The organism is Roseibium sediminicola (assembly GCF_023156505.1).
Classification (GTDB): domain Bacteria; phylum Pseudomonadota; class Alphaproteobacteria; order Rhizobiales; family Stappiaceae; genus Roseibium; species Roseibium sediminicola.
Genome location: NZ_JALNMJ010000021.1, coordinates 1 through 23,823, shown reverse-complemented (window position 1 = coordinate 23,823; position 23,823 = coordinate 1). Strand labels below are relative to the sequence as shown.

Sequence of the window (23,823 nt, the reverse complement as noted above, 5' to 3'; positions counted from 1 at the left end):
TATCTGGACGACTTGAAATCGCAATCATAAAAGAAAACTATGCGTTTGCTTCGCGATCCGGAGTGGCTTTGCTCGAAGAGCATAGATCGCTGGAAAGCTAATCAGCCTGCCCGAGCCGCTTCCAGTTTTCATCAGCCTTGGTGATGACCGCTTCCGGATCGGCGGACATTACCTTGGCGTCCTGTTTGTTGAAATTTAGATAGAGCTTGCCGTCGACAATCACAAAGGCTTCCGGATCGACCGGTGACGTCCGTCCCAGAGCAAGTCCTCCGGCGCAGAAGCCGCCGTAGCGGGGCGCGTATTTCGTGGGGTTTGCGGCAAAGGCTTCCTGGTTGGCCTTGTTTGAAAACCGCCAGCGCACGTCGCGCCAGACATATTCGAATTCCGCTTTTCCAGGCGTCGGCTCGCCCGGGGTGAAATAGGCAACGACGTCATATCCTTTAACCGCAACCCCGCCGGGCTCGGCGTTGATCCGCTCGCCGGCAAGCGCGGCGGCCGTGGCAGCCACGCTCAAAAGCACCGAAGCCAAAACATGTTTTAACAACTTGCCAAGCATTACGCATCGCATTCCCTTGCGTCACAAGATGATGTTACCATGACTACAAATCCTTGGGTAAGCACCAGAACGGGATAGTCGCGGAGTTGTGACTGAACAGCCTTCTCAGCCGATCCGCCGCCTTGCAGCGATCCTGCATGCGGATGTTGTGGGATACAGCGCTTTGATGGCCGCCGACGAAGACGGCACCCAGGCTGCTGTCTCCCGATCCATGAAACGCGCAAAAGAGCTCGCGCTCGGCCATGGCGGCCGTGTGGTCGGCACGGCGGGCGATGCCTTTCTCGCTGAATTTCCGAGTGTGCTTGAGGCGGTACAGGCCGCCAGACACTTTCAGGAAGACGAGCAGACCTCTTCCGCTGCCGGCGAGAATGGACCAGCCCTGAAATTTCGCATCGGCGTCAATCTGGGAGACGTGATCGCGGAAGGGGAAGACATTTTCGGCGACGGTGTCAACGTTGCTGCCCGCGTACAGGCCTTGGCCCCGGCGGGAGGCATTGCCATCAGCTCGGCGGTGCATGACCAGCTCGGAAACCGGGCTGGCATGGCTTTCGAAGATGGCGGCAAACACACCGTCAGGAACATTCCGACACCCGTGCGTATCTTCACCGCGGCGCCTCCGTTCAAGTCACAAGTCACCGCCGTTTCACGCGGAAAAAGAGACCTTTTCAAGAGGCTCAGATGGCAGACCGTCATGGCAGTCTTTTTGGTGGCAGCAGTGACGGCGGGAGCACTCATCTATCGGTCAAACCTGACCACACAACCAACCGACCCGATCGCGGACGCAGGAGGCAGCAGACCTGTTGTCGCTGTTCTGCCGTTCCGGGAACGCGGCGTCCCTGAGACCTATTTCGCGGACGGTTTCACGGAAGACGTCATCACCAATCTCGGCCGGTTCGGCGAACTTCTGGTTCTTTCCTGGGGCGCGGTTTCGCCCTATCGCGACGGTTTTCAGAAAAATAGCGAATTGAATGCGCGCTACGTCATCGACGGAACAATCCGCAGGAATGACGATCATTTACGCGTTTCCGTTCAGTTGACCGACGCCAGGGATGGGGTGCTGCTCTGGTCGAGAAACTACGAATCCTCCCTGACTGACCTATTCAACATGCAGGACCGGATCACCGGCGAAGTTGCCGGATCCATGGCGCGCGGCCTCTACAGGCTTGAACAGGCTAAGGCGCTCGGCCGGCCCACGGACAAGCTGGGTGCCTACGATCTTGTTCTACAGGGACGGGCAGCCTTGCGACGCGTCAACCGTAATGACAATCTGCAGGCGCGCGACCGTTTTGAGGCAGCCCTGGCTCTCGATGCGAAATACTCGGACGCACTCGCGGGCCTCGCATGGACCCATGTAAATGACGCCTGGTGGGGCTGGAGCGAGTGGCCTGGAAAAAGCCTTGAAGAGGCAGAGAGCCTTCTGAATGAAGCCCTGCATATCGATCCAAACAACACCAGCGCCATATCAGCCCTGGCGGAGTTGCGATGGATGCAGAACCGGCTGGAAGAAGCCCGGGCGACCTGCCAGAAGGCGATCCGCATCAATCCAAACGATGCGCGCGCCTATGCCACCTGTGGCGGTGTCTCCATTTTCGGAGGCTGGATCGAGTCAGGCATTGAATATGGCGAGATGGCGCTGGAACTCGATCCGGAACCGAAGTCCTGGCTGTTTACAAACCTCGCCGTCGGTTATTTTTCTCAAGGTCGCTTCGAAGACGCTGAAGCACTGCTGAAATCGGCAACGCTTTCCGAGAACGAAGACCCCGCGCCGCACGCTGTGCTCGCCGCCGTTTATGCGAAATTAGGCAAGACGGAACAGGCCAGGTATGAGGTCGAGGAAGCCCTGCGACGCTCACCGTTTTTCAGCGCGAAGATCTTCGCGGAAAATCTCGCGACCACGGGCTATTCCGAAGTCCTTCTGAGCGGAATGCGCGAGGCAGGGTTCAAGTGAGAAAAAGGGGCAGCGCGTAACGCGTCTGGCAGGTTACGCGGTCACATCCCCGTTTGCCCTTGCCCAGGCCAACAACTCGTCCGCGGGCATTGGCTTGGCAATGAAATACCCTTGAACAATCTCCACCCCCAGACTTTCGATCAAATCCCATTCTTCCTGGGTCTCAACCCCTTCGGCAACGATGCTCAGGTCCAGTTTCTTCGCGAGCGCAATACTGGACTCCAGCATCGCACGGGCTTCGTCATCCGTCGGCGCGCCGGCCACGAAGGCCCGGTCGATTTTCAGTTCGGTGAAGGGAATGCGCTTGAGCTGTTGCATGGACGAGGCACCCGTACCGAAGTCGTCAATGGCAAGCCCCGCGCCCTTGATCCTGAGCCTTGTCAGGATTTCCAGCGGCGTGGTCACCTCCTCCATGATCCGGCTTTCGGTGACTTCCAGGATCAGCTTGTCAGGATCGATGCCTTTCTCGCGCGCCGTGTCGATCAGGAAATCGACCAGGTCGAACCGGTTCAAGGACTCGACCGAGAAATTGACGGCGACCTTGATGTTCAAACCGTCTTTCACCCACCCGGCGGCAGCTGAAACGGCAATCTGAAAAACCTGCGCGGTCAATTCGTCGATCAGGCCGTTCTCTTCGACAACCGGCAGGAATGCGATGGGCGGGATCAACCGGCCATCTTCCGCGCGCCAGCGCACCAGGGCCTCGACACCGGCCAGGCGCCGGTCGGGCACTGTGACCTTGGGCTGGAAAAAGACATCGATACAACCGTTCTGGAGGCCGTTCCGGACGGTATCCAGCGTCAGCAAGGTGATTGAGCCGCGCCTGGAACCGCTCTGCTGGGCGTCGAACCTGTCGAGCAGCACCTTGAGCGGTTCCGGCTTGATCGGCTTCTGCAAGGAGCCCAGGACATTCAGGTGATGCGCCTTGGCAAGCTGGGTCGCGGTTTGCAGCACCCGCTTGTCCTCACCACTGACCAGGATGATCCCGCTTTCGATCCTATCCTCGCCGAGGTAACGCAGAAACTCCAGACCGTCCATGCCGGGCATGTTGAGATCGCACAAGATGATATCCGGCTTGCGGGCGCTGATCGCGTGCAGGCCCGCGTGACCGTCCACGGCAGAACCGACTTGCTCAATGCCGAGTTTCTTCAACATCCGAATGGTCAGATTGGTAATAAACGTGTCGTCATCGACGATCAGCACTGTCATGTCTTGCATGTGACGTTCCATCTGCCGCTCAGATCTGGTCGATATAGTCCGCTACGTCATTCATTAATGGACGAAGATTTGGAAACTCTGCGTTAATTGTCGCCCAATCATGAGATTTACCGGCCTTTTCCAGGCGTTGACACAGATCGGAGAGTGCGTTTGCCCCGACCGCCCGGGCGGAGGATTTCAGCTTGTGGCAGGCCGCCGTGATCTGGGAAGCATCCTTTAAAGCCACGGCCGCCTCGACCTCGGCGACGATCTCCCAGGCAGGCGCCACAAAATCCGACAGGATCTCCATGACCGTTTCGGCATCGTCCCCGAAGATGTCCGTCAGCGCGGACAGGTCGACCGGCGCTGTCTCAGCTGCGTTTTCGAAAGTTGCCGCTTCCTCGACTGTTGCATCCTGCCCAACGCCGCTCTCCTCCAGGACATGCGGCAGCCAACGGTGCAGCAGGGCCTTCAGCTTCTCCAGTTCGAGCGGCTTGGTGAGAAAATCATCCATGCCGGCATCGAAGCAGCGCTTGACCTCGCCCTGCATCGCGTTCGCCGTGATGGCGACGATCGGAAGACGCGGACTGGCCGATTTCTCGGCCTGTCGTGCCCTCATGGTCATTTCCAGACCGTCCATTTTCGGCATGTTGACATCGGTGAGCACGATGGCATGACGCCCGGAGCGGATCGCCGCCAGCCCTGCTTCACCATCCTCGGCAATTTCGGACTGAAAACCGAGCAGATGCAGTTGCCGCCGGATCACATCCTGGTTGGTTGTGTTGTCCTCAACCACCAGAACGAGTTCATTGTTTTCAACCGCCTCTTCGACACCGGGCGCTTCCCGCCGCGCCGGCTGGTCTTCACGTGCCGCCGTGGGCTGTGCCGTTGCCACCTTGCCGGCGGCCGCGGAGATCGCGTGGATCAGGTTGCGCCGGGTCAAAGGCGTGGCCGCGACATTGGTTAGGCCGGTTCGCGTCGCCGGGGTCGAGACATCGGAAGACCGGCGCTCAACAAACAGCCTCGTCCGGTGCAAGGCCCTGTCGTGGCCGATTGCCTCGATCAGTGCGTTTTTCGCCTGCTCTTCCAAAGCCAGACCGATGGCCACGACGTCAAAGGCCTGCCCGCTGTTTGCAGCGCCGCGCATCCTGGCCATGGCCTCGTCCGGATTGTCCGAGATCTCGACATTCGCCCCGAGAGGCTCGAGATAGCGGCTGTAGATCTGCGCCTCCAATCCATCGGCGGGCAGGACACACAGGACTCGTACGCCCTCCAGATCGCAAGGTCTGTCCGCAGCCGTGTCTCCGGTCAGAGCATGATCCAGATGCAGGGTAAACCGGCTGCCCTGGCCAGGAACGCTGTCCACCTCGAGGCGGCCGCCCATCAGATCGACCAGACGCCGCACGATGGTCAGACCCAGACCCGTACCGCCAAACCTGCGCGTGGTCGTGGCATCTGCCTGTTCGAAAGGCCTGAACAGGCGCGCCAACTGTTCCCCGGTCATGCCAATGCCCTGATCCTCGACCCGGTATCGCACCCGCACCCTGGTTTCGCGGATGTCCACCATGTCGGCACGCAAGGTGACCTGTCCTCTTTCGGTGAACTTCACCGCATTGCCGAGCAGGTTGAACAGGATCTGGCGCAATCGCACCTGGTCCCCGAACACCTGCCCGGGAATGTCCGGATCGCAATAGGTCACCAGCGACAGGGATTTGGCACAGGCATTGGGTCCCATCGTTTCACCGACACCATCGACTATGTCCTGCAGGCAGATCGGAATTTCCTCCAGGTCCATCTTGCCCGCCTCGATCTTGGAAAAGTCGAGGATGTCGTTGAGGATCGTCAGCAGGGACAGCGCGGACTCGCGAATGGTCGTTGCCATCTGGCGCTGGTCCGGATCGAGCGAGGTCTGGGTCAGAAGGTCGATCATGCCGACAACGCCGTTCATGGGCGTTCGGATTTCGTGGCTCATCGTCGCCAGGAAAGAATCCTTCGCTTTTGTCGCGCTCTCCGCCTTTTCCCGAAGGTCCTCCGCGCGCCGCCGGTTGGCTTCCGCTTCCGACATCATGCGCAGGGTTTCCTGACGCGCTTCCTTCAGATCCTCCATCTGCTGCAAGAGCTGCTGCCGTGCCCTCACCCGCTCGGTGATGTCGGAATAGGTGCTGACAAAGCCACCACCCGGCAACGGCCCGCCCTTGATTTCGATGTAGCCGCCGTCCGGGCGTTGGCGCTCCAGCGCATGCGGCCGGAACCGGCGCGCGACGGCAACACGCTCAGCGACAATCGCTTCGATATCGCCCTCCCCGAACTCGCCGCGCTCGGCGTCGTAGCGCATCAGCACCTCGAACTTCTGGCCTTCGAAAATCAGGTGGTCCGGGTATTCCCGCAGAGCCCGGAACCGGGCATTCCAGGCGACCAATGTCAGGTTCTCGTCGAAAGCGGCCACACCCTGATCGATGCTGGACAAAACACCTTCCAGCGCCGTCACCCTGTCGGCGAGATCGGTCACGCTTGTCCTCCTGGCTGAGGCCCATGTGCGGTCCTGCGGCCTGGATCAAAAACGCGTCGGGAAATGGCTTGGCCGGCAAGGCTTTCAGCCTAAGTCGGAATGCCTGCAAGTGGCAAGACGGCCAGTTCTACCGATGGTCGCAGCAAGACAAGCGGCTGACTCTGTGCTTCGGACAAGGTGTTGCTCATGACGCCAAAGTGTCGAGAACCTTCCGGAGGGAAAGCTGTGTGCCGGACCAGTCCGGACCGACCGGCTTCACGATCCGCTCGATGCTTGGATACCAGCTGCTGTGGCTGCCCTCGCCTGCCCAGTACCAGTCGTGGTTTTCCTGCAAGAGCGCAACGCCCCTGCGTCCCAGGGCGCCCGCGACATGCAGCGGAATCCCGTCCGGTCCCGCGACCATGTCGAGGCAATCGACCAGATTGACCAGATCGCCAACGCTCTCCAGCGCCTTGCCGGCGTCGAGCACGCCGGGCCAGGACCGCAGCTGGTGGCGGCTGCCGTCGAATTGCAGGCTGATCACATGAACCGGCAGATCCGCCAGCGCCTCCCGCAAATGGTCCATCAGCAGCCCCGGCGCCCTTGCGTCCCAGTAGATGCCGAGTCTCGGCCGACCGTCCGCGGGCAGCGCTTCCTCCCACAGAGCGCGCCGTTCCGGGTCCGGGCTCAGATAGGGGGCGAAATCTGCCTTTTCCGGTGCGTAAAGAACGGTGCGGGCGGCGAGATCGGCCAAAAGTTCGGGCTGCGGATCGGAGCGCTGCGTCCTATGAACCTCCGAGCTGGCCGACAAGTGCTGCCACATGCTTTCCAGACGCGTTTCACCACATATTTCAACCGGGCCGTCCCCAGCCCAGGCATTGACGAAGCGCATCAACACCAGCTCATCCAGCAACGGCGCGCGGACGGGCAGGCTTATCTTGACGGGAGGTCCTGGAGGTCCCTTAGGCAGGTTGCGGCGCTCGGCCCAGGCGGCCCAGCCGTCCTGCGACCGGCCGAGCGCGTGAAAGGCCTCTTCGCGCAGGCTCCGGACAGCATCGCTGCCGGCAACCTCGGCGGGGAGCTTGCCGCTGAGATCGAGCAGCTGCTGCCAGGCACCGGCGCTTTTCAGGACCTTCAGGAAACCGGCCACGCGGCCACTGTCCCTCGGTGCCTTGCGCAACCATTTGGCACCGTCGGCGAGCGCCCCGGCGACGTTGCCCCGGGCAATCGCAACTTCAGCGGCGCACAAAACGATCGGTGTAAAATCGGGATAACGGGTCTTGAACCGGTCCATCAGTTTCTGCGCTTCCCCAAGCGCGCCGGAGGCCAGATAGACCCGAGCCAGCGTGACGGCGATATCCGGGTCCTGGGGCGCTTCCAGATGCGCCCTGGCCGCCAGTGCCGCAGCCGTTTCGAAATCGCCGCTCAGAGCCCGGACATGCGCCAGCGACGTGAGCGCGCGCGCATGCTCAGGGTCGATCTCAAGGGCCTTGTCGAGCAGGGCGGCGGCTTCCGTGAGGTTCTGGCAGGCCAGCGACAAACTCGAGCAGGCGACCAGCACCGACGGATCCGCAGGCGCCATTGCGGCAGCGCGCGAAAGCCATTTTTGCGCTTCGCCGAGATCGCCCCTTTGAAGGTTTATCTGGCCTAGCAGCAAAATGGCGGGCAGATGATCCGGAGACTGGGCAGCCACTGTCTGCAAGCGCTCCAGCGCTTCAGGCAGACGATTTTCAAACAGGGCGAGGCTCGCGAGATTGGTCAGGATGACCGGATCGTCCGGGTCCAGTTGAAAGGCAGCCTGCAGAAGATGCTTTGCCTCGGCAACGCGGCCCGCCTTGAGCTGCAGGCCGCCCTTCGCGATGAGCGCGCCGGTGTTTTGTGGATGGCTTTCCAGCACCTGTTCCAGCAGGAAACCGGCGTCCTCGAACTGGCCCTTCTGGATCAGCTTTTCGGCGGCCCGGCATTTTTCGGAAGATGTCAGGTTCATGGGTCGCAATCGCCGTCGGTCATCAGGTCAGGATGTTCATGCCGGTTGCGATCTTGATGCTGGTTGCGCTGAGCACTGCACTGGCGTCCTTGACCTCGGCTTCCTTGGTCTTCACCTCGACCGCTGTGGCGGCAACTTCGATATTGGTTGTCTCGATCTTCAGGTTGGTCGCGCCGATCCCGATGCCGGTCGCGCCGATCTCGATCGCTGTCGCGCCGATTTCGGTATTGGCCACCGAAATGCCCACCAGCAGACTGATTTCGATGCTCACGGCGAAGGAAATCGCAAAGGCGCCGGCAATCTGGAACTCAAATTTGCCACCATAGAATTCTTCCGTGCTCCAGCCGCCAAACCGCTCGTGGGTCGTGCCGGTGGTGACCTCGATGGCATCCTTCAGCTGCGTTTCCCAAAGACCTTCGCCGCTGAGTTTTGCCCAGTAGCTGCTGCCGACCGACATTTTGACGCCATCGTCGCTTTCAAGGTAAATCTTTTCGTTGGACTTCAGCAAAATGTCTTTATCGGAGCCTGGATCCTGGTCCGTGTAACTGCCCGTTGAGATCACGTATCCTTCGCCCGAATGCCGGCTGAGCCCAGTTGTTTTCACATCGTTTGTACCGGATATCGTCGTGCTGCTGTTGCCGTCGATGGTCTCGTCCAGGTTGCCCTCGATATAGATGTCCAGATTGGTCTTGTACTGGTGATAGGCATCTTCATTGACCAGGAAAAACAGGCCGCCGGTGGTCTGGATCAGCGCACCGCGCGCGGCCGCATCCATATGGTCGGGCGACCGGTCGCCCTCTTCCGAGGCATCGTATTGACCGATCCTGAGGAAACTCGAATTGTCCTTCGTTTCCGTGCTGTCGTCCGACGAGGACGAACTGGTGTCCGGAATGAGAACCGTTGCGTTCAGGGCCTCGTCCGAGCTGCTGCTCACTTCATAGTCGGCGTCGTCAACTGTTTCAGAGGAGCTCATGCCGGTTTCCTTTCAATCATATGCCGGGTCTCTTCGGTCGCGACGGGCGATCAGGACAGGACCAAACAAGTGAACTGTGCCGGGGTCAGGGTCATACCGGCGGAATTGGTCGAATTCTGAATGGTGGTGTCGGTCAGGCGCGTCGCCGGGGAGACCCCCATGAACACGTTGACGGAACTGGTGACATGCGTGCTGGGGCCCACAATGGTTCCGGACGCGACACCAAGCATGGCGCCGGTTTCATCACCGCTCGTCACCGTCGTGGTGGTCAAAAGGTTGTGCGCAAATCCCGCCCCAACGATCACCGTATAAGCATTGGGAATCGCTACCGACGACACGGCGATATTGACATAGGGAGTCGGCACGGTTGCGGTGCCGACATAGGTGTTGCAGACATCCATAATGCCGAGGCTCATGCATCCGAGCTGGTTGTTTACAAACACTGTGATCGCTCCTTGGGCCGGGACCTATTGGTCCGTCGCGACGGTGCGCGGGTTGTAGATTTCGCGGATCAACCGGATCTGGTCCGTCTGCCGCACCGATCCATGCGCACCGGCGGTCAGGGTCGCGTGGACGCTGGCATTGTGGAAGTCGGCGAGATCCAGCAGGGTGCTCGACAGATCGGCGCCATCTAGATTGCTGTTGGCGAAATTCGCGATTTTCAGATCGCTGCCGGCAAATTTCGCGCCGCGGCAATCCGCATGATCGAACTGGGCCTTCTCGGAAGCACTTGCGGTCAGGTCCGCTTTTCTGAGGTCGCTGCCGCTGAAATTCGCCATCGACAGGCGCGCGCCTGTAAAAACAGCGTTCTGCAGATTGGCATCGCAGAACAGCGCCATGTCGGCAATGGCCTGCGCAAAAGAGCACCCGGCCAGCTGGCTGCCCATCAGCAGGCTGCCGGTAAGATCCGCACGCTCGAACTTGCAGCCTTCCATGTCGGTTTCCATGAAGGTGCATTGCATGATCGGCGTATCGGAGAAATCGAGGCCGGCCATGTTGCACTTGATGAACATGGCGGACTGGCAGATGACGTCCTCAAAGGTGGCATCCGACAGATCGATGCCGACAAAAACCGTTGTTTCGAGCAAGGCATCGGACAGTTTGATGCCCGCCGTATCACATTCGACCATGGCGCTGTTCAACAGCGCCACCCCACCCAGATCCGCGGCTGTCAGGTCGGACTTCACGAACTGACAGGCAATCAAGTTCGCCCCGCTCAAGGAGCTTTCACCAAGCGCCGTTTCAACAAAGGAGGTTTTCTCAAAGCGGCAATTCGCCAGGTTCGCCTGCGCAAGGTTGCATTTGACGAAAATGGTTCTCTCGGTTTCGACCCCGTCCAGCACCACCCCCTGGAGATCGCATTCGGTGAAGACGCTGCGCGTCAGGTCCGCGCCTTGCAGGTTGGCTCCGGAGAAATTGGTTCTCAGAAAGGTTCCGCCGGCCAGGCTCACACCGCTGAGATCCGCGCCGGAGAAATCGGCCTCCAGCACCGGTTCCTGATACCGGATGAAGTTCGCCAGCTCGTCCAGGGACATCATGCGCGGACCTCCAGGTTGGTGAGCACAAGATTGGAGTCCGAAAGGTCCGCGAAAGCGAGCTTGGCTTCGGAAAGATCCGTCCTGAAAAAATTTGCGGCGCGCAAGCTCGCCTCGGAAAGGTCGGCCCCGTGGAAGTTGGCTCCCAGCAGGTTGGCCCCGAAGAAATCCGCCTTTTTCGCAGTCGAGAAGGCAAACATCGACCCGGTCCAGGACGACAGCCGCATGTCCGCCAGGGTCAGGTCGGTGCCGGACATGTTGCATCCGGTGAAAATCGCCTTAAAGAAACCCGCGGTGCTCATGCGCGCATCCTGAAAGCCGCATTTGGTGGCATGCGCTTCCAGAAAATTCACGCCGAGCATGTCCGTTTTGCCGAACCAGCCGCATTCGTCGAGCAGCGAATGACACAGTTTCACGGCGTGGAAATTAACGCCGGCAAAGGTCGCCTTCTTCATCATGGCGCCGCAGCAGTCGGCATGATCCAGGTTGCAGGACAGGAAATTGCTTCGATCGACGTGGATCTGCTCCGCATGAAGGTGGCTCAGATCGCAATTGACGAAAGAACAGGTGTCGAGCGCAGCCCCGGTCATCCGTGCCGCCGTGAAGGTGCAATTGACGAAGGTGCAGTTCTTGAGAACGGCGCCGACAAAGTCGCAACCGGAAAAGTCGGCGCCGATCACCTTGCAGCCTTCGAGCCTAGATTTGCCGAAACCCGCCCGCGCGGCCTTGACCCCGCAAAGGTTGGTCCGGGTGAGCGTGGCGGCGGAAAGATCGGCGCCTTCCAGCAATGCTCCCGCGAAAACCGTCTCCTCGCATTGCGCTGCCCGCAGGTCCGCTCCCTCAAGAGAACAACGTTCCAGAAAACTGCCATTGAGATCCGCTGTGGACAAGGCGGCACCGGACAGCAACGCCCCTGCCAGATCCCGCCCGGTCAGCGATCCGCCTCCGGCAATGTGCTCTCTGACAAACTGGCCGAACAGCTCGGCGGCTTCCGGTCCAAGAGGTTCTAACGGCGCCACCGGTTCCCCCGCCATGCGACGGGACGTCGCCAGCACGGTGTCGACATTCTCCCGGGCCTGATCCAGCTGCGCGCGCATCGCGCTCTGAGGATTCTCAGGCGGCCTATCCAGCGGCTTTACGGATGTGATTGCCGACTTCAGCGACTCTGACGGCTTGCCGTCACCGGCAAGCCCCGGAAAAGTCGTTGCCAGGAAGTCTTCCAGATCGTCTGAATCCACCGCAGCCGCGACACCGCTGTCATCGGCGACGGCACCTTCCTCCGGTGAAGGAGCAACGGCGTCCTCGCGTCCTGCAAGCGCGTCTTCCGGCAAACGTTCAAGCATGGCCATGGCAGGCGCCAGAAGCCCCACCCCGGCGCTTTCTTCAAACCGCATCTTCGCGGCTTGAAACTCCGCCTGCGGATCCGTTGCGCTCAACGCGGCAATATCCGGTGTCGGCGCGGCCTCGTATTGCGCAAGGAACCGGTCCAGGTCTTCCTGCGGCACGAGGTTTTCGATGGCCGGCAGAAAGCCCTTGTCCGAGCTGACGGAATGTCCCAGCTCCTCCATTTCACCCAAGGTAGCGGGCGGCTTGACCGGCAAGGCGACACCAAGCTGTTCGACCAGGCCGGCAAGCTCCGCGCTGACCATGTCCGCCTTCAGTTCCGCCTCGCGGCGCAGGTCTTCCGCATCCGAAATCAGGCGGGCGAAATCGACGTCACCCCGGGCAATATCTTCTTCGGTCGGCAGGATGAACGGCTTCAGGTCCGGCGGCTCGATGGCGGGCACAAGGGCTGCCGGCAGTCCCTGCTCGGCGAACTGGCGTTCAAGGCTCCATTGCCGGCCCTCGACCCAAAGATCCTGACGCTCCTGCGCGGCCGCGAGCCGGTCGGCCTCGCGCCGCTCCACGTCCTCCGGCGCTTCTTCCGGCGACAATTGCCCGTCCGCGAGCAGATACTTCTTGCCCTCGTCCGGATCGGCCCGAAGCGCGTAGACGGACTGATAGTGTTCAGCGGAACGGGGCGCGTCCTTCAACCATTCATAGGCCACCATGACATCGCTGACGTCCTGGCCGTCCCGGTCGTCGACCGGCATGACGCCACGGTTTACGACAACCCCTTTGTGTTCCGATCCGAGGATCCAGACCGTGTCGGTATGCATGGAGAGTTCCGTCAGCCGGTCGGGCGCGGTCTCCAGCTTGACAAAGGCTCTCGCCCGGACACCCGGCAGATGCGAGCGAAGATCGGGATGGGTCGCGGACATTCCGACCACCCGGATCGGCTCCGTTCCGGCGAAAAAGCCGCTCATCCGTTGCTCGTGGGCGGCGGACATGAAATAGCGCGGGTCGAAGTCCTCCGGCCAGTCCGGCATCCGATGGGCCACCCAGGCCTTGTCATAGGTCCCGGCCAGCGCGATGCGCGCCGGGTCGTCCATCGCAACCGGACCGACCAGGGCCGGCGCCGGCCGGTCGTCGATTTCACGGATTTCCGAGCCCGCCAGTTCGATGTTGGGCAGAGGCAGGTGCGCAACCTCGCCATAGAGCTCCGCTGCCGCCGCGCCGCGGCCGGCCGGGTTTGCCGCGAACCCCTCGCCGCCGAAGGCTCTCTCCGGTGTCAGCGGCATTTCGGTGAAAGGATGCGGATCGGAAAAGACCGGCCCGTCCAGCGACACTTCCCAGGTCCGGTCGCCAAAGACCGACAGCATCCGGCTCTTGTCGCCGACGGTGACCGCGACATGCATGGCCTTGACCGGGTCACGCGACATGGCCTGGCCTCCAATCAGGAACTCTCCGAAGGGTTTCGGATAAGCGGCATCGAAAATTGTCCCCTTCGGCAATTCCTTGGCAACCAGCGGCCACATGGCGGCTTCCGCCAGAATATCGGTCGGATCCAGCAGGTCGAACATTGTGAAGGTCGTGACAATGAAGAGCCCCTTGCCCTTGTGGGGCATGGTTTTGGTCAGAAGACCAAGTCTCAGGGGTTTCATCACACGCATAGGCAAATCCTCGAATTCATCTCGACAGAGTGGGCAGGGACAATCCGGCCCCGGTTGGGGCCCGTCAGCCCATGGAGATGCGTTTGCCGTCGAGACGAATGTCTTCCTTGGCCACAAAAACGGCTGATTCGGCCTGTGTCAGCGCCACGGTGTCGGCCTGCGTCTGGATGCTGCCGGCCTTGAGCTGATCTGTTTCCGTCACCCGGTCGATCCGGTTCCTCGCCTTGGTCGAGGTGGTTTCGAAGCTTGCCATCCGGGTCCTGGCGTTGGTGACGATGTCCAGCATGGAGGTCATCAGCTTCTTGCCGACGAGAGCCAGCTGCTGGCTGGTCATCAACATGCTGTCAAATCGGAACGACAGGCGTTTTCCGCTTGCTTCCAGGCCGTCCTCGGCATCGATCCGCAGGTTACCTGCCGAAAGAACGATGTCCTGCTGTTTGCCGTCCGCGCGCTCCGCGTTGATCCGCAGGGGCTGTTCAGTGTCTTCAGGCCGCGCCAGAACGTCGGTGATGAAGAGACCTTCCGAGGTGGAGAGCAGCGCCACCGTATCGGATGCCTGAGGCGCGATCAGGCAGGAGACCGCGCGGCGCCCGCGCATTTTATTGCCGCTGACGAGAAGTTCGAATGCACCGCCGTCCCGGCCAATGACCTTGCCGGTGGCGGTCTGGTGCAGGCGCTCTGCCGGTGCTGGAATAAGGTTTTGCGGAAAGGCCGTATCTTCGGCTTCGAGCGCGTCTCCACAGGCTTCCGCTTTGGTCTGCAATCCCATATTCACCTCCAGCGCTGTTTGGAACCGCACGCTCTAAAGCCAACGGCAAAACCGGTAATCCGGCCGCAAGACCAAGAGTTCCCCAGACCGCTTATAAAGGTCAAGGGTTATCAGGAGCTTTCGGGGGAAAGCCGGACAGGATTTTTCACAATGGAGTGAATGCGGAAGTCTTTAATTTAATTGTCAAAACCGGTTCACGAAGGGGACAGCACCCTCTCTTGCCTACCCTCGCGGAAAGATCCGGCACTCAGGACGGCTTCACGGTACCATCCGCAACCCAGGCATCGAACACGTTCAACGCAGCCTCGCAGAACGCACTGTCGTTGATGTGAGCGTCGACTTCCGTCATCGGGATCCGGTCCGCAGCCGCCTTGCGGGTCTCGTCGATAAAGGCGGCCAGGCCTTCCGAATCATGCGCCTCTTCGCCTTCCCTGTCCCAGGCCTCGATGCCGCCGAGCGGCAGCAACAGATGCGCCGGACCGGTTGCCTCTTCCAGGCGGCCGACCAGCTCCCGGGCCCATTGACGCCGCTCCTGCGGGTTGAAGACCGAACTCTTGATCAGGCGGTTGTGCTCATGGAACGGCCGGTCGGCATATTGCGCCGGGATCTCCTGCCAGCCGGCGAAGTCGACCAGGTCAAGCGCGCCCGGAGCGACAATCTGAGGCGTACCGCTCCGGCCGGCATTCCTCAGCCGGTCCGGACCGCTGCTCACGAGAGATCCGGCCAACATGTTGCCGAATTCCTGCTGGCAGAAATCCATGACGCAGCAGAACGCGCCGTCTCGGGCCAGGCTTTCAAAGGCCATGCCGCCCATGCCGGTGGAATGGAACACGGCGACCTCAAAGCCCCGCTCTTCCAGCGCCGGTTTCAGCACCTTCATATAGGAGAGGCAGCTGGAACCGAGCGAGGTCATGCCGACCAGCGGCTTTGAGCGGTCCGGCGGCTGCGCGGCTTTTGCCGCCCCCAGAACGGCACCCGCCGCCTGGGCGAGCGAGGACTTGCAGATACCATTGAGACCATAGAGCCCACCGGCCCACAGGATCATCTGGATGTCCGGCGCCAGGCGCTCCGGCGGAATCAGCGGCGAGAAGCTGACCGTCGAGACGATGAATTTGGGAACGCCCATCGGCAGCGCCTGTGCGCAATCAAGCGCCAGATCCGTGCCCATGGTGCCACCAAGGGCGATCATACCGTCAAACTTTCCGGCGGCGTAGCCCTCGGCCACCAGCTTCGCGGCGCCGCGCGCCATCACCTGGAAGGCCTTGTTCTCGTCGCCCTGTTCGATCACTTCCTCGATCGACATGCCCCCGGCCCGCGCCACGTCATGTTTGGAGATCGCTGTCGGTGTCTCCGGATCGCCGAGTACACTGACGTCCATGGTCAGCACCTGCCCGCCCTGTTCGCGAATGGTCTCTTCGATGAATTCCAGCTCGGCATTCTTGGTATCGTAGGTGCCGATGGAAAGGATCGTCTTGGTCATTCTGGTTTGGCCTTCTTCAGAGCTGGATCCAGGCGGTTTTCAGATCGACATATTTGCCGAGCGCGTGCAGCGACTTGTCGTGGCCGTTGCCGGACTGCTTCATGCCGCCGAGCGGCACGGTCATGTCCGCCCCGCCATAGGTGTTGACGTGAATGACGCCGGAACGCACCGCCTTGATCATGCGGTGGGCGCGGCCGAGATCGGCTGTCCAGACACCGGCGGCCAGGCCATAGTCCGTGCTGTTCGCGATACGGATCGCGTCTTCCTCGTCCTTGAAGCTCGTCACAGCGAGGACAGGTCCGAAGACTTCCGTCTGGGCGATGCTGTCCGTGGGTTTCACGCGCGTCATCACGGTCGGCGCCATGTAATAACCGCCAGTCTCTTCGAGAATGCGAGTGCCGCCGGTGCGCCGCTCGGCGCCTTCGGATTCCGCGGTGGCGACAAATCTCAGATGTGCTTCGAGTTGCGGCAGGGAATGCACGGCGCCTATCTGGCTGGAAAGATCGAGCGGATCGCCGACCTTCAACGCCTCCGCCTCCTTGCAGAGCGCGGCGACGAAGTCGTCGTGAATGTCTTCTTGAACCAAAAGACGTGACCCGGCGACACAGACCTGGCCGGAATTGCGGAAGATGCCGGCGGCCGACACCTTGGCGGCCTTGGCAAGGTCCGCGGCATCGTTGAAGACGATGTTGGGCGACTTGCCGCCGAGCTCCAGGTAACAGCGTTTCAGGTTGGAGCGCGCGGAATATTCCAAGAGACGCCGTCCGGTGGCACCGGACCCGGTGAAGACCAGAATGTCGACCTCCATGGACAGCGCCAGCGCCTCGCCGACCACCGCGCCCGGGCCGGTGACCACATTCAAAACCCCGTCCGGAAGTCCCGCCTCGGACGCCAGCTCGGCGATCCTGAGCAGGCTGAGAGAGGCACTCTCGGCCGGCTTCAGCACAACGGAATTGCCCATGGCCAGCGCCGGCGCCAGTTTCCAGGCGCCGATCATCAGTGGGAAGTTCCAGGGCACGATGGCACCAACCACCCCGACCGGCGCTTTGTGCACCAGCCCGAGCACGTTCTTCGCCGTCGGTGCGATCTCGCCATAAACTTTGTCGAGCGCTTCGGCGTAGTAGCGGAAGGTCCCCGCTGCCGACAGCGCCTCGGCCTTGAAGGCCATATTGATCTCGGTGCCGTTGTCTCGCACGCCCAGAACGGCAAGTGCCAATGCTTCCCGCTCAATCAGCTCGGCAAGTTTCAAAAGCACCTTCTTGCGCTCTGCGGGGGCGGCAGCGGACCAGCGGCCGTCCTCGAAGGCAATGCGCGCGGCTGCGACCGCCTGTTCGACATCGTCCACGCTTCCAGAGGCAACGCGGGTGAAGACCTTGCCGTCGATGGGCGACAGCACGTCCAGCGTCTTGCCGTCCTGGGCAGTCACGAACTGGCCGTTGATGAAATGGCCCCGGTCGGACACGGGCGTGTCGCGCAACTGATTGATGGCGGCTTGATCAAGCATCTTTGGATTACCCTTGCTGCGTGGACGTGTCTGAAGCGGCTTCGGTCAGTTCGCGTACCCGCCGGGCCTTCTGCTCGCGGATCACAGTGCGCACATGAAGGACAAGGATCAGGAGGATCATGACGAACAGGAAAGCGGCGATCGGCCGGTCGATGAAATCGAGCGGCGATTTCACCCGCGCCATGGCAGTGCGCAGCTTCACTTCCATGATGCCGCCGAGCACCATGCCGAGAATGATCGGCACGATCGGAAGGTTGAGCCGCTTGAGCACCAGCCCGAACACGCCGAACCCGGCGGCGAGCGCGCAGTCGGTGACCGAGTTGCGCAGCGAGAAAACGCCGACGAAGGACAACGTCAGGATCATCATGCCGAGGAACCGTGTCGGGATCTGGATGATCTTCAGAAGCAGCCCGGTCGAGGACAGCAGGAAAGCGAGCACGATGAGATTGAGCAGGATTAGCGCCAGATAAAGCGCGATCACGAAATCGAGCTGTCCCTGGAACAGCTGCGGACCCGGCACGACATTGTGCACGTAGAAGACCGACAGCATCATCGCCGTCAGGGCCTCGCCCGGAATGCCAAGCGCCAGTAGCGGGATCATCGCCGCGCCGGGCACGGCATTGTTGGCGGCCTCAGAGGCGATAAGCCCTTCCGGGGCGCCCTTGCCGAAGAGGTCCGGCGTCTTTGACGTCTTCTGGGCATAGGTATAGGACAGAAACTGGGCAGTGAATTCGCCGACACCCGGGATCATGCCCATCAGCACGCCGAAGCTCGACGAGACAAAGGCAACCCGCTTGAAGGCAAGGAGTTCCTTCAGCCCGGCAAAGAGATTGCCTTCGACCTTGGCCTCGCCCGGATGGTGTTCCTTGTCGACCAGGAGCAGCAGTGCCTGGGAAATCGCGAAAAGACCGAGCACGACCACGATCAGGTCGACGCCGGAAGTCAGCCAGCTCTGGTCGAAGGTGAAGCGCTTGGTGTATTTGGCCGGCTCCAGACCGATGGTGCTGAGGAGAATGCCGAAGCAGGCCAGCATGCCGGCGGCGAAGACCTGGCCGCGATGGGCGACGACCACCAGGATGATCCCCATCAGCGCCGCCAGAAAAATCTCGCGGCTGCCGAAATGCGGCGCGATCATCGCCAGCAGCGGCGACAGCACGATCAGGCACAGGATCGAGAAAATGCCGCCGAAGAAAGACGCCGAATAGGCCAGCGACAGCGCCCGGTGGCCCTGCCCCTTCTTGGTCATCGGATAGCCGTCATAGGTGGTCAGCGCGTTGACCGCCGTGCCGGGCGTGTTGATCAGAACCGCTGGAATGGCACCGCCATACATGGACGAGCCATAGACACCGAGCAGCAGCGTCAGGCCGACGATCGGCTCGAAGGCGAAGGTGGCGGGCAGCAGGATCGCGATGGCGACCGCCGCGCCGACCCCCGGGATCGCGCCGATGATGACACCGCCGATGGACCCGATGAGCAGCGCCAGCAGCACCTGCCATTGGGCCAGCATGGCCAGGCTGGAGAGAAGAATGTCCATCCGGTCCTCACAGATAGGTCAGAGCGAAGGCGCGGATGCCGTCGGGCAACACCTCGTAGATGTGACCGGCGGGAATCTTGACCTGCAGGAAGGCCCGGAAGATCACGACAACCGCGATGCTGAAGCCAACCGCGGCGGCCAGATTGACCTTGGTCGCCTCGCCGACCCGAATGGTCAGGAAGATCGTGAAAGCGAGCGTGGCCGGCAGATAGCCGATCTGCGGCACAAGCACGACATAGATCAGGAAATAGAACACATATTCGAGCGACGTCAGCCAGAAGCCGACCTCGCGCCAGCGCCCGGGAATGCGTTCGGAACACAGCGAGCCGATGAAATGCAGGCCGGCGAAGACCACCATGCCGATCACGGCGACCGCCGGCCAGAAGCGCGGCTGCGCGAACCATTTGGTGCGTTTGGCCCAGACCGTTTCACCCGTCAGCTGTGTCAGGAGAAAAAGGGCAAAAGCCAGAAACAGGACCGCGAAGACGATGTCCCCCGGCCGGCGATAGCGCCTGAACAGTTCCTGAAGCGTCTTGATGCGTGCCACGTCCGAACCTCCAGAGACAGCCGGCGCCTTTAGGCGCCGGCCGGCATGCGTCATCCTTACTGCTCGAGCAGCTCGGAGATCTTACCCAGGACCGCGGCATCTGCCTCGATCTGCTGCTCGGACTGGACCGGGTCCTGCCAGTAGATCAGGACACCGGTCTGCCCGATCAGGTCAAGCGCTTCGGGCGATTTCAGAGCCGCCTGGGCCGCGTCGGAAATCTTGATGCGTGCGTCTTCCGGCACGTCCTTGTGCACGAAGAGCCCGTTCCACAGCGACACGGAGAGGTCCGGATTGATTTCCTGAACCGTCGGCACGCCAGGTGTCAGCGCCGTGCGTTCCTTGCCGATGCTGGCCAGGATCTTGATGTCGCCGAGGCAGGGCTGAACCAGCTGCAGCGTCGTGTTGATGACGTCGACATCACCGGAGGCCAGCGTGTTGCAGTTCAGCTCGTCGAAAGCCGCTTCGCTGGCAAAATCGAAGCCGGAGGTCTTGGCCGCGGCAAAGGTGATCTGGGTCGGCGGCAGCGGCGCGCCGAAGTGACCGAGCGCCACGTCATTGTCCTTGGCATAGGCGGCCAGCTCTTCCCAGGTGCCGTAAGGAGCATCGGCCCCGGCGGCAATCACGAACGGATAGGTCATGAAGATGCCGATCGGCTCGAACGGGTTCGGCGTCAGCTCCGGAATGCCGATCTGCGGGCCGCCGATCGGCACGTCGGTGACAAAAGAGCCGATTGTGTAGCCGTCGGCCGGGGCCGTGGCGACTTCAACCGCACCCGGGAACGGACCACCGCCGCCGCCCGGTTTGTTCACCACGGCAGCCGGCACGCCGTACATCTCCTGGAACTTGTCCGCAATCAGGCGCGTCAGCACATCCTCCAGATCGCCCGGAGGCCAGGGCACGATGAAGGAAACGGGTTTTTCCGGATAATCGGCCATGGCGGCCGTCACGGACATCAGGGTCGCCGCCGTCAGGGCGATGGCATGTTTCTTCATTTCAAGTCCCTCTTTCTGGTCTGGTGACAGCCGGACTTTGGCGCCGGTCTTGATCTGTTTTTATTTATTTTGTTAAATATTGTGATCTTAAATAATATTGTGTCAACCTCCAATTTGCGAGAGGATGCCTCACCTTAACCTCTCAATTGGTTTGAATAACAAACCGTCGGTATCAAAAATATATTGTTTCAAATGCAACTACATGTCAAGATCAATACGACGGATGCGACCACGGCTTTCGCGCCGAAGTCCGCGCATCACCAGAAGGACGGAAGTTTCCAGCGATGGGCACCATCACCAAGGCATTGACCCTGTTGAACCATTTTTCCGCCAGCCGCCCGGAAATCGGCCTGACCGAATTCCGCAAGCTGTCGGGTCAGGACAAGGCGACCGTACACAGGCATCTGGTGGAGCTCGCCGCCAATGGCTTCCTGGAACAAAACCCGGGCACCAAGGGCTACCGGCTCGGCCCGGCCATTCTGCGGCTCGCAGCCGTACGTGAGCGCCTGTTCCCCGCCCGCACACTGGTGGCGCCGCTGGTGGAACAGCTGGCCGCCGACCTTGGTGAACTGGTGCATGTCTCGCTCCGCGAAGGCGATCACATGTCGCCGCTTTATCACTATGATGCCCTAATCCACGGCACCAGAGTGTATTTCGACGAGGCCGAATTGCTGCCGCTCCATGCAACGGCCTCCGGCCTTGCCATGCTTGCCTTCGGTCCGGACCGGCTGCTCGCCGATCTTCTGAAAGCCCCACTAAAGGCCTGGACGCGTCATTCGATCACCAATCCAAAACAGTTGAAGGACAGCGTCGACAGGGTCCGCGAAGACGGCATCGCCTATGTCGACCAGGGCTTCGAGGACCATGTCTCGTCCTTTGCCGCGCCCGTTTTCGGCGACCGGCTGGAGGCGATCGGCACCATCGCCGTCGCCGCACCCACTGTGCGTATGACAGAGGATCTGAAGTCCAGGATCCGCCGGGATCTGCCCCGGACCGCCTCTGAGGTCACCGACAAGCTGGGCGGTCTCGTTCCCACCGACCTGAAAAGGATCTGGCACAATGTCGCGTGACGCCAGGGCCCTGGTCCTCGACTTCGGCGGCGTTGTCACCCGCACCCTGTTCGAGACCCACGATCTGACCGAACAGGTCCTTGATCTTGCCCCTGGAACACTTACCTGGCGCGGGCCGTTCGACACCGCGACCGACCCGCTCTGGCGGGCCATGCAGGCCGACGAGATTTCCGAGCGAGACTACTGGCGTCGGCGCACGGCGGAAGTGGCCGGGCTAACCGGCCGGCCGTTCACCGAGATGGCCGATTTCGTCAAGGCCGCGCGTGGCGCGGACCCGGATGCCGTGATGCGCCCGGAAGCGCTTGCCGCAATCGAGACCGCGCGCCAGGGCGGCTGCAAACTGGCGATCCTCTCCAACGAACTCGATCTCTTCTACGGCGCCGAGTTCCGGGAAAAACTCGGTTTCCTGAAAGATTTCGACGTCATCGTCGACGCCACCTATACGAAGATCCTGAAACCCGACCCGCGCGCCTATCAGCTTTGCCTGGACGAACTGGGCCTGCCCGCCGGGTCTTGCGTCTTTGTCGACGACCAGGAACGCAACATCCGCGGCGCCGAAGCCGTTGGCATGCCTGCGGTCCACTTCGACGTCCTGAACCCACGCAACTCATATGACGACGCGCTCGGCCTGCTCGGCCTGCCGCTGCTCAGCCAAGGAGAATTGACATGAAGGATTCCAACTTCCTGAAGGAAAACAACGCCCGCCATGTCTGGCATCCGATGGCGCATCCGGCCGACAGCCAGACCAACCTGCCGACCATCCTGACCGGTGGCCGCGATGTCTTCATCACCGATGTCGACGGCCACGAGGTGATCGATGCGGTCGGCGGACTGTGGAACGTCAATCTCGGTTATTCCTGCGCGCCGGTAAAAGAAGCGATTGCCGCGCAGCTGGAGGCCCTGCCCTATTATTCGATCTTTCGCGGCACCTCGAACGACAAGGTCATCGAACTCTCCTATGAGCTTGCCGATTTCTTCGCCCCGGACGGGCTGACCCGCGCCTTCTTCACCTCCGGCGGCTCGGACAGCGTCGAGGTTGCCCTCAAGCTTTCCCGCCAGTATCACCGCATCAGAGGCGAGGCCGGGCGGACCAAGTTCATCAGCCTGAAGAAGGGCTATCACGGCACCCATTTCGGCGGCGCCAGCGTCAACGGCAACGGCAAGTTCCGCAATGCCTACGAGCCGCTGCTACCGGGCTGCTTCCATATTCCGGCGCCCTATACCTACCGCAACCCGTTCAACGAGAGCGATCCGGCAAAGCTGGCCCAGCTCTGTGCCGCCGCGCTGGAGGACGAGATCGCTTTCCAGGGCGCGGGCACCATTGCCGCCTTCATCATGGAACCGGTGCTTGGCGCCGGCGGTGTCATGCCGCCCCATCCGAGCTTCATGCCGATGGTGCGCGAGATCTGCGACCGGAACGGCATCCTGCTGATCTCCGACGAGGTCATCACCGCCTTCGGCCGCACCGGTTCGGAAAGCGGCGCCCGCCACTGGGGTGTCCAGCCGGACTTGATGTGCACCGCCAAGGCGATCACCAACGGCTATTTCCCATTCGGCGCCGTGATGATCTCCGGCAAGGTCGCCGAGGTGTTCGAGAAGGACACGTCCGGCATTGCCTCCATCGACACCGGTTATACCTATTCCGGTCACCCGGTCGGCGCCGCGGCGGCGCTTGCCGCGCTCGCCGAAATCAAGCGCCTCAAGGTGCATGAAAACGCCGCCGCCCGCGGACCGGAGCTGCTTGGCGGCCTGAAGGGGTTGCAGGAACGCTATGAGGTGATCGGAGACGTGCGCGGCGAAGGCCTGATGTGCGCCATCGAACTGGTCTCGGACCGCGCCAGCAAGAAGCCGGTCGGCAAGGATGTGCCGCTGACCTTGCAGAAGGCCTCCTATGAGGATGGCGTCATGATCCGCGTCTCCGGCAACAACGCCATCTTCTCGCCGCCGCTGATCCTGACGGCGGATCATGTGGCGAAGATCCTGTCGGCGGTGGAAACGGGACTGAAGGCGGTATCGGGCTGAGGTTCGCGCAAGGCCCCATACCGCTCCTGCTACAGATAAAAGCGTCATCCTGAGGAGGGCCGGTAGGCCCGTCTCGAAGGATCCGCTGCTTACTCCGGTGCGTTCCGCCGATCCTTATCTGTTTGAATTTTTGTAGATTGGTTTTGGGAGGGCCGGTTGCTGCCCTCCCAAGTGGGCCGGAGACCGTACGATCCGCGGTACGTGGCAGTCCGTTCGAAGCAAGGCTCC

At 61.5% G+C, this 23,823-nt stretch carries 18 protein-coding genes; 4 read left to right on the top strand and 14 right to left on the bottom strand.

Annotated elements, in window-relative coordinates; genetic code table 11:
• Positions 1-97 precede the first annotated feature (97 nt).
• Entirely contained in the window at positions 98-508 is a 411-nt protein-coding gene (locus M0H32_RS23045) for a YHS domain-containing (seleno)protein (protein WP_248157993.1), read from the bottom strand.
• Between the two features lie 136 nt (positions 509-644).
• On the opposite strand from M0H32_RS23045, the gene M0H32_RS23040 reads away from it, so the two are divergent.
• Entirely contained in the window at positions 645-2,504 is a 1,860-nt protein-coding gene (locus tag M0H32_RS23040; RefSeq protein ID WP_248157992.1) for an adenylate/guanylate cyclase domain-containing protein, read from the top strand.
• A 33-nt stretch (positions 2,505-2,537) separates the two neighbouring features.
• On the opposite strand, the gene M0H32_RS23035 is transcribed toward M0H32_RS23040, so the two are convergent.
• The 13 genes from M0H32_RS23035 to M0H32_RS22975 all read right to left on the bottom strand — a co-directional run bounded on the left by M0H32_RS23035 (position 2,538) and on the right by M0H32_RS22975 (position 20,503).
• The gene (locus M0H32_RS23035) at positions 2,538-3,722 is read right to left on the bottom strand and encodes an EAL domain-containing response regulator (protein WP_248157991.1); all 1,185 of its coding nucleotides are present in this window, start codon (positions 3,720-3,722) and stop codon (positions 2,538-2,540) included.
• Positions 3,723-3,741: 19 nt separating this feature from the next.
• Complete coding sequence (locus M0H32_RS23030; RefSeq protein ID WP_248157989.1) at positions 3,742-6,210, bottom strand: PAS-domain containing protein; 2,469 nt, start codon at positions 6,208-6,210, stop codon at positions 3,742-3,744.
• Between the two features lie 184 nt (positions 6,211-6,394).
• A complete protein-coding gene (locus tag M0H32_RS23025) occupies positions 6,395-8,176 on the bottom strand; it encodes a tetratricopeptide repeat protein (protein WP_248157987.1) in 1,782 nt (593 codons plus the stop codon).
• Positions 8,177-8,198: 22 nt separating this feature from the next.
• Complete coding sequence (locus M0H32_RS23020; protein WP_248157986.1) at positions 8,199-9,149, bottom strand: hypothetical protein; 951 nt, start codon at positions 9,147-9,149, stop codon at positions 8,199-8,201.
• A 50-nt stretch (positions 9,150-9,199) separates the two neighbouring features.
• On the bottom strand, positions 9,200-9,592 hold the full coding sequence (locus M0H32_RS23015) for a DUF4150 domain-containing protein (protein WP_248157985.1): 393 nt from the start codon (positions 9,590-9,592) through the stop codon (positions 9,200-9,202).
• Between the two features lie 24 nt (positions 9,593-9,616).
• The gene (locus M0H32_RS23010; protein ID WP_248157984.1) at positions 9,617-10,687 is read right to left on the bottom strand and encodes a pentapeptide repeat-containing protein; all 1,071 of its coding nucleotides are present in this window, start codon (positions 10,685-10,687) and stop codon (positions 9,617-9,619) included.
• A complete protein-coding gene (locus tag M0H32_RS23005) occupies positions 10,684-13,677 on the bottom strand; it encodes a DUF2169 family type VI secretion system accessory protein (RefSeq protein WP_248157981.1) in 2,994 nt (997 codons plus the stop codon). The genes M0H32_RS23010 and M0H32_RS23005 overlap by 4 nt, the downstream gene beginning before the upstream one ends.
• Before the next feature lie 64 nt (positions 13,678-13,741).
• Positions 13,742-14,446: a DUF3540 domain-containing protein gene (locus M0H32_RS23000; RefSeq protein ID WP_248157980.1), complete on the bottom strand. Its 705-nt coding sequence runs from the start codon at positions 14,444-14,446 to the stop codon at positions 13,742-13,744.
• A gap of 247 nt (positions 14,447-14,693) precedes the next feature.
• On the bottom strand, positions 14,694-15,926 hold the full coding sequence (locus M0H32_RS22995; RefSeq protein ID WP_248157978.1) for a Tm-1-like ATP-binding domain-containing protein: 1,233 nt from the start codon (positions 15,924-15,926) through the stop codon (positions 14,694-14,696).
• 16 nt (positions 15,927-15,942) lie between these two features.
• Positions 15,943-17,430 (bottom strand): aldehyde dehydrogenase, encoded by a 1,488-nt coding sequence (locus tag M0H32_RS22990; RefSeq protein WP_248157972.1) that lies wholly within the window; start codon positions 17,428-17,430, stop codon positions 15,943-15,945.
• A gap of 7 nt (positions 17,431-17,437) precedes the next feature.
• Positions 17,438-18,964 carry a tripartite tricarboxylate transporter permease gene (locus tag M0H32_RS22985; RefSeq protein ID WP_248157970.1) on the bottom strand — a complete coding sequence of 509 codons (1,527 nt, stop codon included), beginning with the start codon at positions 18,962-18,964 and terminating at the stop codon, positions 17,438-17,440.
• Between the two features lie 7 nt (positions 18,965-18,971).
• Entirely contained in the window at positions 18,972-19,511 is a 540-nt protein-coding gene (locus M0H32_RS22980) for a tripartite tricarboxylate transporter TctB family protein (RefSeq protein ID WP_248157968.1), read from the bottom strand.
• Positions 19,512-19,567: 56 nt separating this feature from the next.
• Positions 19,568-20,503, bottom strand: coding sequence for a tripartite tricarboxylate transporter substrate binding protein (locus tag M0H32_RS22975; RefSeq protein WP_248157966.1), 936 nt, complete (start codon positions 20,501-20,503; stop codon positions 19,568-19,570).
• Between the two features lie 284 nt (positions 20,504-20,787).
• Between M0H32_RS22975 and M0H32_RS22970 the strand changes: the two genes are divergently transcribed.
• The 3 genes from M0H32_RS22970 to M0H32_RS22960 are packed head-to-tail and all read left to right on the top strand — an operon-like array spanning position 20,788 to position 23,595.
• A complete protein-coding gene (locus tag M0H32_RS22970) occupies positions 20,788-21,573 on the top strand; it encodes an IclR family transcriptional regulator (protein WP_248157964.1) in 786 nt (261 codons plus the stop codon).
• Positions 21,563-22,243: an HAD family hydrolase gene (locus M0H32_RS22965; protein ID WP_248157963.1), complete on the top strand. Its 681-nt coding sequence runs from the start codon at positions 21,563-21,565 to the stop codon at positions 22,241-22,243. Before M0H32_RS22970 ends, M0H32_RS22965 begins: the two co-directional genes overlap by 11 nt.
• Complete coding sequence (locus M0H32_RS22960; RefSeq protein ID WP_248157962.1) at positions 22,240-23,595, top strand: aminotransferase class III-fold pyridoxal phosphate-dependent enzyme; 1,356 nt, start codon at positions 22,240-22,242, stop codon at positions 23,593-23,595. Before M0H32_RS22965 ends, M0H32_RS22960 begins: the two co-directional genes overlap by 4 nt.
• The last annotated feature ends 228 nt before the right edge of the window (positions 23,596-23,823 follow it).

What these genes read in the sequence shown, in the direction of transcription:
- M0H32_RS23005 (WP_248157981.1), bottom strand. Translation starts at nt 13,677, where the DNA reads ATGCGTGTGATGAAACCCCTGAGACTTGGTCTTCTGACCAAAACCATG.
- M0H32_RS23020 (WP_248157986.1), bottom strand. Translation starts at nt 9,149, where the DNA reads ATGAGCTCCTCTGAAACAGTTGACGACGCCGACTATGAAGTGAGCAGC.
- M0H32_RS22970 (WP_248157964.1), top strand. Translation starts at nt 20,788, where the DNA reads ATGGGCACCATCACCAAGGCATTGACCCTGTTGAACCATTTTTCCGCC.
- M0H32_RS22990 (WP_248157972.1), bottom strand. Translation starts at nt 17,430, where the DNA reads ATGCTTGATCAAGCCGCCATCAATCAGTTGCGCGACACGCCCGTGTCC.
- M0H32_RS23025 (WP_248157987.1), bottom strand. Translation starts at nt 8,176, where the DNA reads ATGAACCTGACATCTTCCGAAAAATGCCGGGCCGCCGAAAAGCTGATC.
- M0H32_RS22965 (WP_248157963.1), top strand. Translation starts at nt 21,563, where the DNA reads ATGTCGCGTGACGCCAGGGCCCTGGTCCTCGACTTCGGCGGCGTTGTC.
- M0H32_RS23000 (WP_248157980.1), bottom strand. Translation starts at nt 14,446, where the DNA reads ATGGGATTGCAGACCAAAGCGGAAGCCTGTGGAGACGCGCTCGAAGCC.
- M0H32_RS22995 (WP_248157978.1), bottom strand. Translation starts at nt 15,926, where the DNA reads ATGACCAAGACGATCCTTTCCATCGGCACCTACGATACCAAGAATGCC.
- M0H32_RS23035 (WP_248157991.1), bottom strand. Translation starts at nt 3,722, where the DNA reads ATGCAAGACATGACAGTGCTGATCGTCGATGACGACACGTTTATTACC.
- M0H32_RS22975 (WP_248157966.1), bottom strand. Translation starts at nt 20,503, where the DNA reads ATGAAGAAACATGCCATCGCCCTGACGGCGGCGACCCTGATGTCCGTG.
- M0H32_RS23010 (WP_248157984.1), bottom strand. Translation starts at nt 10,687, where the DNA reads ATGATGTCCCTGGACGAGCTGGCGAACTTCATCCGGTATCAGGAACCG.
- M0H32_RS22985 (WP_248157970.1), bottom strand. Translation starts at nt 18,964, where the DNA reads ATGGACATTCTTCTCTCCAGCCTGGCCATGCTGGCCCAATGGCAGGTG.
- M0H32_RS22960 (WP_248157962.1), top strand. Translation starts at nt 22,240, where the DNA reads ATGAAGGATTCCAACTTCCTGAAGGAAAACAACGCCCGCCATGTCTGG.